The organism is Microbacterium sp. 3J1, assembly GCF_001049495.1.
GTDB lineage: Bacteria > Actinomycetota > Actinomycetes > Actinomycetales > Microbacteriaceae > Microbacterium.
Window position 1 is genome coordinate 164,370 of record NZ_CDWI01000010.1, and the last position, 13,994, is coordinate 178,363.

The 13,994-nt window shown below is 69.4% G+C and carries 12 protein-coding genes; 5 read left to right on the forward strand and 7 right to left on the reverse strand.

Annotation, left to right across the window (positions count from 1 at the left end):
* Nucleotides 1-19: 19 nt before the first annotated feature.
* Nucleotides 20-385 carry a cupin domain-containing protein gene (locus tag BN2660_RS08565; protein WP_091230164.1) on the reverse strand — a complete coding sequence of 122 codons (366 nt, stop codon included), beginning with the start codon at nt 383-385 and terminating at the stop codon, nt 20-22.
* The gene (locus BN2660_RS08570) at nt 382-1,356 is read right to left on the reverse strand and encodes a LysR family transcriptional regulator (RefSeq protein WP_091230167.1); all 975 of its coding nucleotides are present in this window, start codon (nt 1,354-1,356) and stop codon (nt 382-384) included. The genes BN2660_RS08565 and BN2660_RS08570 overlap by 4 nt, the downstream gene beginning before the upstream one ends.
* A gap of 72 nt (nt 1,357-1,428) precedes the next feature.
* Here BN2660_RS08570 and BN2660_RS08575 point away from each other — a divergent pair, with 72 nt between their 5' ends.
* Entirely contained in the window at nt 1,429-3,159 is a 1,731-nt protein-coding gene (locus BN2660_RS08575; protein WP_091230171.1) for an L-aspartate oxidase, read from the forward strand.
* Nucleotides 3,160-3,162: 3 nt separating this feature from the next.
* Here the strand turns inward: BN2660_RS08575 and BN2660_RS08580 are convergent, their stop codons facing one another.
* The gene (locus BN2660_RS08580; protein WP_091230174.1) at nt 3,163-3,474 is read right to left on the reverse strand and encodes a hypothetical protein; all 312 of its coding nucleotides are present in this window, start codon (nt 3,472-3,474) and stop codon (nt 3,163-3,165) included.
* A 115-nt stretch (nt 3,475-3,589) separates the two neighbouring features.
* Here BN2660_RS08580 and BN2660_RS08585 point away from each other — a divergent pair, with 115 nt between their 5' ends.
* The gene (locus tag BN2660_RS08585; RefSeq protein ID WP_091230178.1) at nt 3,590-5,086 is read left to right on the forward strand and encodes an L-serine ammonia-lyase, iron-sulfur-dependent, subunit alpha; all 1,497 of its coding nucleotides are present in this window, start codon (nt 3,590-3,592) and stop codon (nt 5,084-5,086) included.
* A gap of 45 nt (nt 5,087-5,131) precedes the next feature.
* On the forward strand, nt 5,132-5,887 hold the full coding sequence (locus tag BN2660_RS08590; protein WP_091230181.1) for an AAA family ATPase: 756 nt from the start codon (nt 5,132-5,134) through the stop codon (nt 5,885-5,887).
* Between the two features lie 31 nt (nt 5,888-5,918).
* Here the strand turns inward: BN2660_RS08590 and hrpB are convergent, their stop codons facing one another.
* The 3 genes from hrpB to BN2660_RS08605 all read right to left on the reverse strand — a co-directional run bounded on the left by hrpB (nt 5,919) and on the right by BN2660_RS08605 (nt 10,844).
* Nucleotides 5,919-8,474 carry an ATP-dependent helicase HrpB gene (gene hrpB, locus BN2660_RS08595; RefSeq protein ID WP_091230185.1) on the reverse strand — a complete coding sequence of 852 codons (2,556 nt, stop codon included), beginning with the start codon at nt 8,472-8,474 and terminating at the stop codon, nt 5,919-5,921.
* Between the two features lie 91 nt (nt 8,475-8,565).
* Nucleotides 8,566-10,161: an SPFH domain-containing protein gene (locus tag BN2660_RS08600; RefSeq protein WP_091230188.1), complete on the reverse strand. Its 1,596-nt coding sequence runs from the start codon at nt 10,159-10,161 to the stop codon at nt 8,566-8,568.
* Between the two features lie 254 nt (nt 10,162-10,415).
* Complete coding sequence (locus BN2660_RS08605) at nt 10,416-10,844, reverse strand: MarR family winged helix-turn-helix transcriptional regulator (RefSeq protein ID WP_091230191.1); 429 nt, start codon at nt 10,842-10,844, stop codon at nt 10,416-10,418.
* 292 nt (nt 10,845-11,136) lie between these two features.
* On the opposite strand from BN2660_RS08605, the gene BN2660_RS16445 reads away from it, so the two are divergent.
* Together BN2660_RS16445 and BN2660_RS08615 are read left to right on the forward strand one after the other, a co-directional pair.
* Nucleotides 11,137-11,871 carry a hypothetical protein gene (locus BN2660_RS16445; RefSeq protein WP_141651266.1) on the forward strand — a complete coding sequence of 245 codons (735 nt, stop codon included), beginning with the start codon at nt 11,137-11,139 and terminating at the stop codon, nt 11,869-11,871.
* 358 nt (nt 11,872-12,229) lie between these two features.
* Nucleotides 12,230-13,006, forward strand: a complete 777-nt coding sequence (locus BN2660_RS08615; RefSeq protein WP_176697147.1) for a CPBP family intramembrane glutamic endopeptidase — start codon at nt 12,230-12,232, stop codon at nt 13,004-13,006.
* A gap of 204 nt (nt 13,007-13,210) precedes the next feature.
* On the opposite strand, the gene BN2660_RS08620 is transcribed toward BN2660_RS08615, so the two are convergent.
* A complete protein-coding gene (locus BN2660_RS08620) occupies nt 13,211-13,834 on the reverse strand; it encodes a GrpB family protein (RefSeq protein ID WP_091230200.1) in 624 nt (207 codons plus the stop codon).
* Nucleotides 13,835-13,994 lie beyond the last annotated feature (160 nt).

A 13,994-nucleotide genomic window follows, 5' to 3' on the forward strand; every position in this document is an offset into this window, starting at 1 on the left:
CCGATGGCGCGCCGATGCGTCAGTCGAGTTCGCGCAGCGTCGCGGTGCGAGCTCCGCCGGCGTCTCCGGTGTTGACCGTGCCCTTCGGCTCGAAGAGGATCGCGTGAACCTCGTCGGTCGCCTTCGGGCAGTGCTCGACACCGCGCGGCACCACGAACACGTCGTCAGGGTTCAGGACGACGTCGCGGTCGCGCATCTGGATGGTGAGCTGACCGCTCACCACCATGAACAGCTCGTCGGTGTCGGGGTGGGTGTGCCAGACGAACTCGCCCTGCAGCGTGACGACCTTGACGTCGTAGTCGTTGATGCTCGTCAGCCGATGCGGCTGCCAATGCTCGGTGATCGCCGCGAGCGCGTCGCGCACGTTGCGCACATCGTCTGTCATTCTTCGGAGTCTAGCCGCGTGACGTTCGCGGGCCGGGCCTCCTCCAGCAGGCTCGTGATCGCGGGGTCGCGGCGAGCGACCTCGGCGGCGGTCGCGACGATCACGCGGCGCATCGCCGCGACGGCGACGGCGGGCGTCACGTCGGCGCGATGCGCGAGGCTCACCGTGCGACGCATCATCGGGTGCGTGAGCCGCACCGAACGCAGCGCCGGCTGGTCGAGAAGCACCATCGCGGGCACGACGGCGACCCCCACCCCGCGTTCGACGAAGCGCAGCAGCGCATCCATCTCCGCGCCCTCCAGCACGTGATTCGGCGTCAGCCCGGCCGAGCGGAACGCGGCATCCGTCGTCGCCCGCAGCTCGTACGTCTCGTCGAGCGCGATCAGCGGCAGCGTCGCGAGGTGCTCGAGGCCGATGGCCGGAGTCACGGCCACCGGGGGAGCGGATGCGGCGGAGACGACGACCAGCTCCTCGGTGAGCAACGGCATCCGCGCGAGGCTGAAGCCCGAGGGAGGCGGGCCGTCCGACTCGGTGATGAGAGCGATGTCGACGGCGCCCACGGCGAGCTGCTCGACGAGCAGCCGCGATCCGCTCTCGTCCAGGTGCAGGTCCACCCCGGGGTGATCGGCGTGAAAGGCGCTGATGGCCTCGGCGACCAGGCTGATGCAGAGCGTCGGTGGTGCTCCCAGACGTACGCGGCCGCGACGGAGTCCCGCGAGCTCGCCCATCTCCTCGCGGATGGACTCCGCCTCGGCGAGCATCCGCTGGGCGCGCGGCAGCAGAGCCTCGCCGGCGGCGGTGAGCCCGATGTGGCCTCGGGCGCGATGGAAGAGCTCGGCGCCGAGCTCACGCTCCAGCGTCGAGATCTGGCGGCTCAGTGAGGGCTGGGCGAGGTGCAGGGACTCGGATGCGCGCGTGAAATGTCCGAGTCTCGCGACCTCGACGAATCCGCGGAGCTGCTCGAGATTCATGCCCGGAGTCTATCGAAACGAGTAGAACTATGCATTGGACGTCATCAGGATCGCCTGCCTACCGTTGAACGCATGAGTACACGCGAACGGCAGATCTCCACCACGGTCCTCGTCATCGGCACCGGCGGCTCGGGCCTGCGTGCGGCGATCGAGGTCGCGGAGCACGGCATCGACGTCCTGGCCGTCGGAAAGCGTCCGCGTCAGGACGCGCACACCTCGCTCGCCGCCGGCGGCATCAACGCCGCGCTCGGCACCATGGACGAGGGCGACAGCTGGCAGCAGCACGCGGCCGACACCATCAAGGAGAGCTACCTGCTCGCGAACCCGCACACCGTCGAGATCGTGACGCAGGGCGCGGAGCGCGGCATCCGCGACCTCGAGCGCTGGGGCATGGACTTCGCCCGCGAGGACGACGGCCGCATCTCGCAGCGCTTCTTCGGCGCCCACACCTTCCGTCGCACGGCGTTCGCCGGCGACTACACGGGTCTCGAGATCCAGCGCACGCTCGTCGCCAAGGCCGAGCAGCTCGAGGTGCCGATCCTCGACCACGTCTACATCACGAGGCTGCTCGTGCGCGACAACGTGGTCTTCGGCGCGTACGGATTCGATCAGTCCGACGGCACCCGCTACCTCATCCACGCGGATGCCGTCATCCTGGCCGCCGGCGGTCACAACCGCATCTGGCGACGTACCTCGTCGAGGCGCGACGAGAACACCGGGGACTCGTTCCGACTTGCGGTCGACGCCGGAGCGCGCCTGCGCGACCCCGAACTGGTGCAGTTCCACCCGTCGGGCATCATCGAGCCCGAGAACGCCGCGGGCACCCTCATCTCCGAGGCCGCTCGGGGAGAGGGCGGCATCCTCCGGAACGCGCTCGGGGAGCGATTCATGTCGAAGTACGACCCGGAGCGCATGGAGCTGTCGACCCGTGACCGCGTCGCACTCGCCGCCTACACCGAGATCGCCGAGGGGCGCGGAACCGAGAACGGCGGCGTCTGGCTCGACGTCTCGCACCTGCCGCGCGAGACGATCATGACCCGCCTGCCGCGCGTCTACCAGACGATGATGGAGCTGCAGATGCTCGACATCACGACCGATCCGATCGAGATCGCGCCCACGGCGCACTACTCGATGGGCGGCGTGTGGGTGCGGCCCGACGACCACCAGACCGACGTCGACGGCCTGTACGCGATCGGTGAGGCGTCGAGCGGGCTGCACGGAGCGAACCGCCTGGGCGGCAACTCGCTGATCGAGCTGCTCGTCTACGGACGCATCGTCGGCCAGGCGGCGATGGCGCACGCGGCCGGGCTGGATGCGCAGCGGCGGTCGGCGGATGCCGTGGCGCAGGCGCGCGCCGAGATCGAGGATCTTCTGGCCGCTGACGGGCGGGAGAACGTCCGGGCGCTGCAGCGGGCGATCCGCAACACGATGACCGAGCACGCGGGTGTCGTCCGCTCGGATGAGGGTCTGCGCGCAGGCCTCGCCGACCTCGACATGATCGAGGGCCGCATGGAGGACGTCGGCATCCACCCGGACATCGCCGGGTTCCAGGACCTCGCCCACGCCTTCGACCTCAAGGCGTCGGCGCTCGCCGCCCGCGCGACCCTGGAGGCTGCGCTGGAGCGACGCGAGACCCGCGGCTGCCACAACCGCAGCGACTACCCCGACACCGACCCGACGCTGCAGGTCAATCTCGTCTGGTCACCCACCACGGGAGTGACCCACGAGCCGATCCCCGAGATCCCCTCCGAGATCGCCGAGCTCATGCGCGAGGTCGACACCGAGGGGAAGCTCGTGGAGTAGAGGTCAGTCCTCGGACTCCGGGGCGTCGACGACTCCGATGCCGATCGCTTCGTGATCGGGCTCCGGCTCGTCGCGCTTCGGGGCTTTGGGCTCCTCGGACGGATCCTTCTCGGTGCTCGGCTCCGCGAGCTCCTCGGTGCTCGGCACCTCCGACGGGTCGGCATCCTCGGGGGAGTCCGCCTGCGCGGGCTTCTCGGCCGTTCCCGCGGGGTCCTTGAACTCGCCGGCATCGCCGGAGGCCGGCGTCGGAGTCGGTGCCTGGGCCTCGGGGTCGAGGTCGGAGGTCGGATCCTGCTCAGGAGTGCTGTTCGTCATGGTCGTTCCTTTCGCATCGAGTGCAGGACCAGCATCCCCGCGTCGCGCGCACCGGGGAAGGGGCTTGACGTGAGGTCGCGGCCGGAGCGCGAGACCGACGACGTACGCTGGAGGGGTGACAGCGTACGTCTCGGCCTTCGACCTCTTCTCCATCGGAGTGGGACCCTCGAGCTCCCATACGGTCGGGCCGATGCGGGCGGCGCTCGATTTCGCCCGACGCCTGAGCGACTCGGCATCCATCGCGCGGGTCGCGCGGGTCGGCTGCACTCTCTACGGCTCGCTCGGAGCCACCGGGATCGGGCACGGGACGCCGGATGCCGTCGTGGCCGGTCTGCGCGGGCTCGCGCCTGAGACCTGCGACCCGTCTGCGGTGCGCGCAGCGTGGACCGAGTTCCCCGTCGGAGGCACGCTGCTCCTCGACAGCGTCCAGGAGGTGGCGTTCGCGAAGGAGGACATCGTCTTCGCACCCAGGACGCGCCTGCCAGGACACCCGAACGCGCTGACGATCACGGCCTGGGACGACGCCGGCGACATCGTGTCGGAGGAGACGTACTACTCCGTGGGCGGCGGCTTCATCCGACGCGACGGCGAAGAGGCGCGGGTCGCCGCATCACCCTCGCTGTTCGCCTACACGGATGCCGCGTCCCTGCTCGCGCTCTGCGACGAGCACGGGCTGTCGATCGCCGAGGTCGCGCGAGTCAATGAGACCGCGCTGCGGGATGAGGCGGACGTCGCCTCCGGGCTCGACGCGATCTGGGATGCGATGGCCGCCTGCGTGGACGCGGGCCTGCACTCCGACGGTGTGCTGCCCGGCATGCTCAAGGTCAAGCGGCGCGCGAGCGTGATCCGCGGTCAGCTGGAGGAGGCCGAGTCGGACGGCCATCGAGAACTGCCCGGCGAGTGGCTCGGAGCCTTCGCGCTCGCCGTCAACGAGGAGAACGCCGCCGGCGGGCGCGTCGTCACGGCACCGACGAACGGTGCCGCCGGCATCCTGCCCGCCGTCGCGATGTACTGGTGGCGGTTCCTCGCCGACTCCGGACTCGCAGCGGGCAACGCGGTCACGCCGTACGGCGAGCTCGTCGGCAGCGCGCTGCTCGGCTTCGACGGCGCCCGCGCGCTGGAGGCGCCTGCGGGCGACGGCGGCGACCAGGCGGTCGCCGAGGCGAACCGGCGCCGCGGCATCCGTCGATTCCTCCTCACGGCCACTGCCCTGGGTTCGCTGTTCAAGGCCAATGCGTCGATCTCGGGTGCCGAAGGCGGATGCCAGGCCGAGGTCGGCTCCGCCTGCGCGATGGCCGCCGGCGGTCTCACGGCCGTGATGGGCGGGACGAACCGGCAGATCGAGAACGCCGCCGAGATCGCGATGGAGCACCACCTCGGGCTCACGTGCGACCCGATCGGTGGACTGGTGCAGATCCCGTGCATCGAGCGGAACGCCATCGCCGCATCGACGGCCGTGACGGCAGCACGCCTCGCCCTTCGCGGTGACGGCAGCCACTACGTCTCCTTGGACGCGGTCGTGGAGACCATGCGCCAGACCGGGATCGACATGTCGACGAAGTACAAGGAGACGAGTGAGGGCGGCCTCGCGGTGAACGTCATCGAGTGCTGACCCGTGCGCAGCGTGGTGTCGTCACCGCCCGGTAGGGTCACGGACGTGGAGTCCATCTGGAAGCCGGGCAGTCGCCGGAGGCGCGAGCAGCCGATCGTGTCGGTGCGGGCGAACGACGATGCGCCGACGCCGGGCGGGCGGTGGCCGACGAGCATCCCCGCGGTCGCGCAGGTGCTGAGCGACGGCATCGACCTGGCGCCCGGGGTCACGTTCCTCGTCGGGGAGAACGGCAGCGGCAAGTCCACCATCGTCGAGGGCGTCGCGGTCGCGTACGGGCTGTCGCCGGAGGGCGGATCGCGTCAGGCCATGCACAGCACGCGGCCCACGGAGTCACCGCTCTCGGACTGGCTGCGGCTGCAGCGAGGGATCGGCGCCAGCCGGTGGGGCTTCTTCCTGCGGGCCGAGACGATGCACTCGTTCTACACGTACCTCGAGGAGAACCCCTCGATGTCCGGCGGCGACGTGCCGTTCCATGAGATGAGCCACGGCGAGTCGTTTCTCGCGCTGCTCGACAGCCGCTTCGACGAACCCGGCTTCTACTGCCTCGACGAGCCGGAGGCGGCGCTGTCGTTCCAGTCGACGCTCGCGCTCATCGCCGTGCTCCAGCGCATCGTCGACGACGGCGGGCAGGTGCTCTGCGCCACGCACTCTCCCGTGCTCGCGGCGCTTCCGGGCGCGAAGATCCTCGAGGTGGGGGAGTGGGGCATCCGTCCTGCGGACTGGGGTGACCTCGAACTCGTGAACCACTGGCGCTCGTTCCTGCAGGATCCGCCCCGGTACCTCCGGCATCTGCTCGACTGAAGGTCGAGCGCGACGAACGAGGGCGCGCCCCTCACCGCCGTGCGGCGCGGTTCTTCGTGTGCTTCGTCGGCGCCGCGGCCCAGGGATCTTCCGGCCACGGATGCTTGGGGTAGCGCCCGCGCATCTCGGCGCGCACCTGCGAGTAGGGACCGGACCAGAACGAGGCGAGGTCGTCCGTGACCGCGAGCGGACGCCCTGCCGGAGACAGCAGGTGGAACAGCACCGGCACCCGCCCGTCTACCAGCTGTGGAGTCGCGGCCCACCCGAAGCACTCCTGCAGTTTGACGGCGACGACGGGCGGCGCGACCGCGTCATCCGGTTCCGGGTACTCGATGCGGACGCGGGATCCGCTCGGAACCTCGAGCCGTTCAGGAGCCAGTTCGTCGAGGCGTGCCGCCTCCGGCCACGGCAGCAGGCGGCGAAGCGCCGATGTGAGATCCAATCGCGCCACCGGAGTGCCGCTCGCGAGGGCGTCGAGCTCCGGTGCGAGCCACGTGTCGAGCGACGCGAGCAGACCGGCATCCGACACGTCCGGCCAGGGCGCACCGAGCTCCCGGTGCACCAGCGCCAGCCGGCGGCGCAGAGCGTCGGCGCTGTCTCGCCAGGTGAACATGCTCAGCCCGTCGCGCCGCAGCGCCCGACGAACGGCATCCCGCCCCTCTTCCGCCGACGCCCGCACCGGCGCCGACGAGCGCAGGATGGCTCCGATGCGGCGCTCGCGACGGGCCTGAACGCGGCCCCCGACGAAGTCCGCCTCGACCCGGTCGCTCATCAGGTGGCTCGCGGCCTGCTCCATCTGCGCCTCGGTGAGCGCGGCGGCCGACCGCACGATCGCGCCCGATCCCGCGGTCGCGTTCCCGGAGGCGCGCGCGACGTCGGCGACGGCGATCCACTCGATGGCCGCGAGCGGACCGCGCACGCCCGCACGGGTTCCGGATGCGAGCAGGAAGGTCGCTCCTGCGGCGGTGCGCTCCACGCGACGGGCGATCCGCTCGGGGAAGGCCAGCGCGATCACGAGCCCGACGCCGTCGAGATCCGAGCTCACCCCCGACGTCGTGGGTGCCAGGCGCTCGAGGCGATCGGCGTCCTGACGCCACCTGCGGGCCTCCGGTGTTCGTCCGCTTCGCATGGCGACGAGCGCCTGGGCCACGTCTGCCTCGGCGATGCGCACGTCGCCGCCCAGCAGCGCGACGATCTCGGCGACGAGCCGGGCCCCCACCGCCGGACTGCCGTCGCGAAGGGCGCGAGCGAGGCGCGGATCGGTCGGGATGCGAGCGAGGGCGCGCCCTTCCGCGGTCGCGCGTCCCTCGTCGTCGATCGCCCCGAGACCGCGCAGCACGCCGAGAGCGTCGGCGAGGTGGGCTGCGGGCAGCGGCTCGATCAGCCGCAGACCCGCCCCGCCAGGGGCGCCCCAGCACGCGAGCAGCAGTGCCGCATCCGCGAGATCGGTGACCGCGATCTCCGCGACCGGTCGGGCGGGAGCGGCCGCATAGGCGCGCTCGTCGACGCAGCGGATGACGATCCCCGGGCCCTGGCGGGTGGCGCGGCCCGCACGTTGCACGCACGACGAACGGGATGCGGAGGCAGTGACGAGACCAGTCATGCCGCGGGCGGCGTCCCGCTGCGGACGTCGAGCCAGGCAGCTGTCCACGACGAGGCGCACACCCGGCACCGTGAGCGAGGACTCCGCGAGCGAGGTCGTGACGATGATGCGCGGAGGGTCCTCCGGCCGGCGCCCGCGGATCACGGCGTCCTGCTCGCCCGCGGGGATACGGCCGTGCAGCTCCCGCACATCGAACCCGGGGCTCGCGTCGCGCACCCGGCGGGCGATCTCCGACACCTCGCGCACGCCCGGCGCGAAGACGAGCACATCGGCTGCGGGCTCGTCGCGGATCAGCTCCACGGCGGCAGAGCTCGTGACGCGCGCCATGTGATCGAGGAACGCCCAGGTGACACCGCGCTCGTCGAGCCGTGGTGCGGCGCTCGGCGCCCAGCGCACGGTGAGCGGGAAAGCTGGGACGTCGTGGTCGACGATCGGGGAGGGGAGGTCGTCCGTGCCGAGGACGGCGGCGATGCGCTCGGCGTCGAGCGTCGCCGACATGGCGACGACCGCGAGATCGTCCCGCAACTCGCGCACTTCGGAGAGAAGGCCGACGAGGAGGTCGGTCTCGAGCGCCCGCTCGTGGACCTCGTCGATGATCACGGCATCCACACCGTCGAGCCCCGGGTCGTCGAGCATCCGTCGCAGCAGGACTCCGGCGGTGACGAACTCGACCCGCGTGTCCGGTCCGACGGCGCGCTCGCCGCGCACGGTGAAGCCGACGCGGGTGCCGAGCGGTGAGCCGTCGAGCTGCGCGAGTCGCCGGGCGGCCGCACGGGCGGCGACCCGGCGCGGCTGGGTGACGATCACGCGGCCGGTGCCTCGCGATGCGATCAGCGGAGGTACGAGCGTGGTCTTGCCGGTGCCGGGCGGTGCGCTGACGACCGCTGTCGTGCTCGCGTCGAGAGCGGTCGACAGCTCGTCGAGTGCGGCCGCGAACGAGAGTCCTGCGCCGATCGCGGCGAGGTCGAAGGCGGCGGACGTCATCCGTCCAGTCTGCCCGCTCTCCACAACTCCGCAGGCGACGGATGCCGCGACCGATCCGGCCGCGGCATCCGCCTGTGTTCGTGTGCGCTGACTACTCCGCGGCGGGAGCCGGCGGCGCGGGGGGAGGCGGGCTGGTCGGGGTCGACTGGCGGGGTGCCGGAGCCGCCGCGGCGGCCACGCCCTCGCCGATGCCGCGGCCGACCGCCTGGCCCTGGATGATCGACGCGAGGTCGAGACCGGTCGCGGCGCTGACGCTGTCGAACACCGACTTGAGCGCCTTCGCGCTGTCGGCCCCGACGACGTTCGATGCTCCGTCGTCGCTCGATCCGCCGATGATCGACACACTGCCGATCGCGGCGTAGCCCTTCGAGAACTCGGCCATGATCGAGGGCAGGGTGTCGAGCACGCGCTGCGAGAGGAAGGCGTCCTGATTGGACGCGATGGCCTTCGCCTCTGCCTCCACGGCGGCGGCTCGCGCCTCACCCTCGGCCCGGATCGCGTCGGCCTCGGCGTTGGCACGCAGACGTCGAGCCTCCGACTCGGCCTCCGCCTGGGCGCGCAGCGCGTCGGCTTCACCGGTCGCGCGGGCGATGGCGGCTGCGGCCTCACCATCGGCCTTCGCCCGGTCGGCCTGGGCCTGCTGCTCGGCGATGCGGGTGCGGGCCTCGGCCTGCTTGACCTGCTCGATCGCCGCGGCTTCCGCCGAGCGCTCACGCGTGTACAGCTCTGCCTGGGCGCGGGTCTCGGCCTCGTAGCGCTGAGCGTCGGCGACGCGCTTGACGTCGGCATCCAGCTGCGCCTGTCGGTTCTCGGCCTGCTGCTGCAGCACCGCCTGCTGCGCCTGCTCGCGGGCGAGGTTCTCGGCCTGCTCCGCCTCGGCGCGCGCACGGCCGATGCCGGCGTTCGCGTTCGCGGTGTTGGTGTCGAGAGCGGTCTGCTCGACGAGGTTCGCTTCCTGGTTGGCGATGTTCTTCTGGTTGATCGCGCGGTCGGCGTTCGTCTGCGAGATCTCTGCGGCCTGACGCTTCGCCTGGATCTCGGGAGCACCGAGCGACTGGATGTAGCCCACCTTGTCGGTGATGCCCTTGATCTGGAACGAGTCGAGGATCAGACCCTGCTCGGCGAGCTCCTGCGAGACGTCGGCGGCGATCTGGTCGGAGAACTTCTTGCGCTCTCGCATGAGCTCGACGACCGACAGTGTCGCGACGATCCCGCGGAGTGCACCTTCGAGCTGCTCGGTCGTGAACTGCTCGATCGCCTTGTCCTGCGACGCGAATCGCTCGGCCGCCCGGCGGACGTAGAGCGGGTCGGAGCCGATCTTCACGATGGCTACGCCGTCGACGTTGAGCGTGACGCTGTCGAGCGACTGGGCCTCGGCATTGAGGGAGACCTGGCGGGACCGCAGCGAGATGATCTCGTGGCGCTGCGTGATCGGGTTGACCAGCGACTTGCCGTTCACGATCACCGTGACGGGCGACTCCTCCGTCTCGCCTCGGGTCGTGCCGTCGGCCGCGATGACGGTGCGCTGCACCTTCTGCTTGCGGCCCGAGATGACGAGCGCCTCGTCGGCTCGCGCCACCTTGATCCAGCTGCGCGCGAACAGCAGCAGGACGAGCAGCAGGACGACGGCGACGGCCACCGCGATCCCGACGATGACGAGGATGCCGACGATTCCGGCGATCTCCATGAATGACCTCCCTGGTCCCCCCGAGGGGGTGGTCTGCGACTCCGACGCGATGATGCCGGAATTCGGTTCCACCCTGCCAGAAAACGGGGGAGCACGTCGGGGGAGTTCCGCACCTGGCCCCCGCCCGAATCGCACACGATGTCCCGCTGTGCACACCAGCCGGGGCAGAACGGATGCCGCACGGGGCGACGTGTGCGATTCGAGGCGCCTGACGGCCGGCCCGGCACGCCAGCCCGGGCGTGAGCGCCCGGGGGTCAGCGGTTGCGCAGCTTCTCGGTCAGGTCGCGAAGAGCCTGTAGTTCGTCGTCGTCGAGGCGCGACATGCGCTCGGCGATCGAACGGCCATGCACGGTGGCGATGCTGCGGAATGCCCGTGCCCCGGCATCCGTCGCCCGGATCAGTGCGCCGCGTCCGTCATCGGGGTCGGGGCACTTGGCGACGAGCCCGCGTGCGACCATGCGGTCGACGAGGCGCGAGACGCTCGGCTGGCTGATGAGCATGTTCGACGTGACGTCGCGGAGTCGTGCGGACATGTCGGGTGACCGCGTCACGGTGAGCAGGACGTCGTACTCGGCCTGCGCGAGATCGCCGTGGTCGAAGTCCGCGTTCATCTCGTTGAACAGTTCGTGCTGCGCGCGGAAGAGGCTCTCCCAGGCCTCGAGGGCGAGCTTGCGATCAGTCATGGAGAACAGCGTACTGGCAACGGTAAAGGGCCGGTCGGAGAGGCTCCCGACCGGCCCTTGTCCCTTGCACCAAGAGTGTCCTGCAATCACATGAGGTGGATGCCACAGCAAACATTCACCGTGCGATCACTCTATAACGGCGAGATAACGAATGCAACGGTTTGATCACAGAATCTTCGCGACACCAGCGGCCCGCCATTCACGTCCTCCGGCGCCAATCGAGAGAGGCTTTCGGTCGGACGTCGGGTGCCCGCTGTGGACGCGCGAAGCGTTCCATCGGAGACGACAAGGAGTGGCTGACGTCTCGAAGACAAAACCGGTCTGTCAGTATGGCGTCATGTCCGGCACACACAAGCTTCCCGCTGTACTCGCCGCACTTGCCTTGACGGCTGCTGCCGCGCTCACCGGGTGCACCGCCACCGCACCAGCGGCAGTGCAGACGCCCACGGCACCCACTGCGACGGCTGTCGCTGAGCCGGCTGCCGAGGCTTCGCCGACGCCGGAATCCACCGAGCCGGGAACCTGCTCCGCTTTGTCTGAGGTCATGAGCTACACAGACGGTTTGTATTGGGAGCGGCAGGGGACTCTTCGAGATCTAGGAGCACGCGAGTTCGCGCGCGGCGAGGTGGCATTCGATGAAGAGGGCACTCCCGTGACCTATACCGTCGAGCCGGGCGATGTCGAGGCTGTGATCGCCGAACGGCTCTGCGCGTACCCAGCCCTCGGCTCGATGAACCACGTACGCGTGATCCAGCCGGGGCAGGTGCTCTGGCTCACCCCTGACCCTGACACTCCCTGGGTGCCTTACTACAACCCTGCTGACGCGCCCGCTGGGTTCCCGCAGATTCCATATCAGCAGGCCATCGAGTCCGCGGGCAGGGCAGTCGACGCCGGTGACGTGGACACCGTGCGGGCGATCTGGAACGACACACTCAAGGGCATGTTCGCGAACCAGGAGACCATCGACGCCGTGCAGACGGTGGTCGACTCCGGTGACCTCGACGCGCTTCGCCAGATCTTCTCCTGACACTGGCCCGGGCGCAGCACGGCTGCCGAGGTCGGGTGCGTCACCGAGAACTGTAGTTCGCCGTGAGTCATCGTCCACGGCTGCTCTTGCCGCCCACAGCTCCCGCCAAGGGATCGGAGAGACAGGGCAGGCCACACCCGCTGAGCACGATCGCGCTCTTCAGTACAGACCTGCACCCGCTAGCCTTCACACAAGCGCAAGATCAGTTGCTCCAGTACGCAGCGGTTCGTATGCCTCGTGACAACGTCTCGAGCCCTCCGGTCAGGGCTGCGCGTCACCCAGTGGCATACCCGGAAGGAACAACATGACAACGGTCAGCACTCCGCGTCGAGTGACGGTGTGGACCGCGCTTCTGGCCGTGATCGTCTACATCGCAATCGCTGTCTTCCTCGGCGATTTCCTGAGCGGCTTGGCCGATGACGACCAGCCCCTCCTGCAGTTCGTGTTGGGACACCTCGGCGCGTTGCCAGCGGGCATCGTCATTCTCCTGCTCTACGTCCGCTGGGCGGGGAACAGTGCTGATGTCTGGCGTGAGCGCCCCACGCCGATGCTCAGACCACGCCGTCTGTGGCTGATCATCATCCCCGTTCTCGCGCTTGTCGTCGCGATATCGAACCTCTTCGATGTCGTGTGGTCGGAGACTTCGTTGGCCATGGCTGCCTTGATCGCCAGCGGTACGCTGCTGGTCGGTCTCGGGGAGGAACTCGCGATCCGCGGTGTCCTGCTCACTGCGGTTCGCGCCCGCCACGGCGAACTCGCCACGCTCCTTGTCACGTCCTTCGTCTTCGGCCTCGCCCACGCCCCGGGATACGTGATCAGTGGCCTCCCGCCGCTGCTGATCGTGGTCCAAGTCTTCGCCCTCGCCGCCGCTGGCGCCGTCTTCTACTGGGTTCGACGCGTGAGCGGTCTCCTCTGGGTTGGAGTCCTTCTCCACGCATTCAGCGACTGGGCGCTCTACATGGGGACCGCGACCGAACTGCCCTCCACCTCCATTCCTCAGGACCATGCCGCGTCTTCCGATACCACTCTCGTCGGGCTCCTGCAGGTCGCGCTCTGGGTCGCCCTCGCCGTCAGCGTCATCAGCGTGATCAGGGAAGACCGCCGCAACAAGCGGCAGAAGGCCGTCCTGGCGTAAGCCCTCACTACGTCCGCCAACTCCTCTGGATCAAACGGCCACACCGGAACCGTCTGCGGAAACGTGGTTCTGGGACCCCTTCGTCGCAGCACCTGACCATCACCCGGCTCGATCCGACCGCAAACGATCGTTTCTGGCGTGATGGAGCGGCGTGCTCGTCCGAGCCGCCACGAAGGCTGCCCGGACACCGCTCCGCAGAGTGAGCTATTCGACAAGGGCGCGCGGGTGCGGGTCGTGGGCGTGCTGTGCGTCAGCGGTGAAGGCTCGCTCGTAGATGTCGTACACCGCAGCTGCTTTCAGATCGTTATAGCGGGCACTCCCGTCCCCCGCTGAAGCGGCGGCCTTCGCGGCGTTGTATCGCAGCCGGTCTGTCAGGTTCGTCCTGAGCCAGTCCGCGAAGACCACGTGACGTTGCGGCTCGATAGCACCCGGGCTCCAGACGTGCAGATTGGTGTTGGGTCGAGCGAACGTTAGCTGGCGGTGAGGATCTCCGCTCATCACGTCACGGAAGATGAGACGAAACCCAGCGGCCTCCAACCGAGGCATGTAGCTGTGTTCATCTTCCACATCGCGAACGATCACGTCGACATCGATGACAGGCTTCGCAGCAAGACCGGGAACTGACGTCGATCCGACATGGGAAATCGATAGCGCGAGGTCTCCGATCGTCTCCATGAGCACCCTGCGAATCCCCTCGAATTGCTCTCCCCAGTCTTCGTCGTGTGCCTGCACGGCACCGGGAGCTGTCTGTCGGGTTGCGACTCGCTCGCCCTGGCGGGCGGCATTCGCGCCAGGGTTGAAAGGTCGCCAGAGAGGATGTGTGTGCATGACGCAACCATCGCATGAGTGGTGAGCCTGCCGATCCCCGCACCCGCCGAAACGATCGTTTCTGGCGCTGGGACTTGGGATTCTCTGCGAGCGCCCCGCAAACGGTCACCGAAGCACGTAACAACGTTCAGTGCCGTACGGCCCATGAGTAGGGTCATCG

What these genes read in the sequence shown, in the direction of transcription:
- BN2660_RS08600 (WP_091230188.1), bottom strand. Translation starts at nt 10,161, where the DNA reads ATGGAGATCGCCGGAATCGTCGGCATCCTCGTCATCGTCGGGATCGCG.
- BN2660_RS08565 (WP_091230164.1), bottom strand. Translation starts at nt 385, where the DNA reads ATGACAGACGATGTGCGCAACGTGCGCGACGCGCTCGCGGCGATCACC.
- BN2660_RS08605 (WP_091230191.1), bottom strand. Translation starts at nt 10,844, where the DNA reads ATGACTGATCGCAAGCTCGCCCTCGAGGCCTGGGAGAGCCTCTTCCGC.
- BN2660_RS08570 (WP_091230167.1), bottom strand. Translation starts at nt 1,356, where the DNA reads ATGAATCTCGAGCAGCTCCGCGGATTCGTCGAGGTCGCGAGACTCGGA.
- BN2660_RS08620 (WP_091230200.1), bottom strand. Translation starts at nt 13,834, where the DNA reads ATGCACACACATCCTCTCTGGCGACCTTTCAACCCTGGCGCGAATGCC.
- BN2660_RS08575 (WP_091230171.1), top strand. Translation starts at nt 1,429, where the DNA reads ATGAGTACACGCGAACGGCAGATCTCCACCACGGTCCTCGTCATCGGC.
- BN2660_RS08580 (WP_091230174.1), bottom strand. Translation starts at nt 3,474, where the DNA reads ATGACGAACAGCACTCCTGAGCAGGATCCGACCTCCGACCTCGACCCC.
- hrpB (WP_091230185.1), bottom strand. Translation starts at nt 8,474, where the DNA reads ATGACGTCCGCCGCCTTCGACCTCGCCGCGATCGGCGCAGGACTCTCG.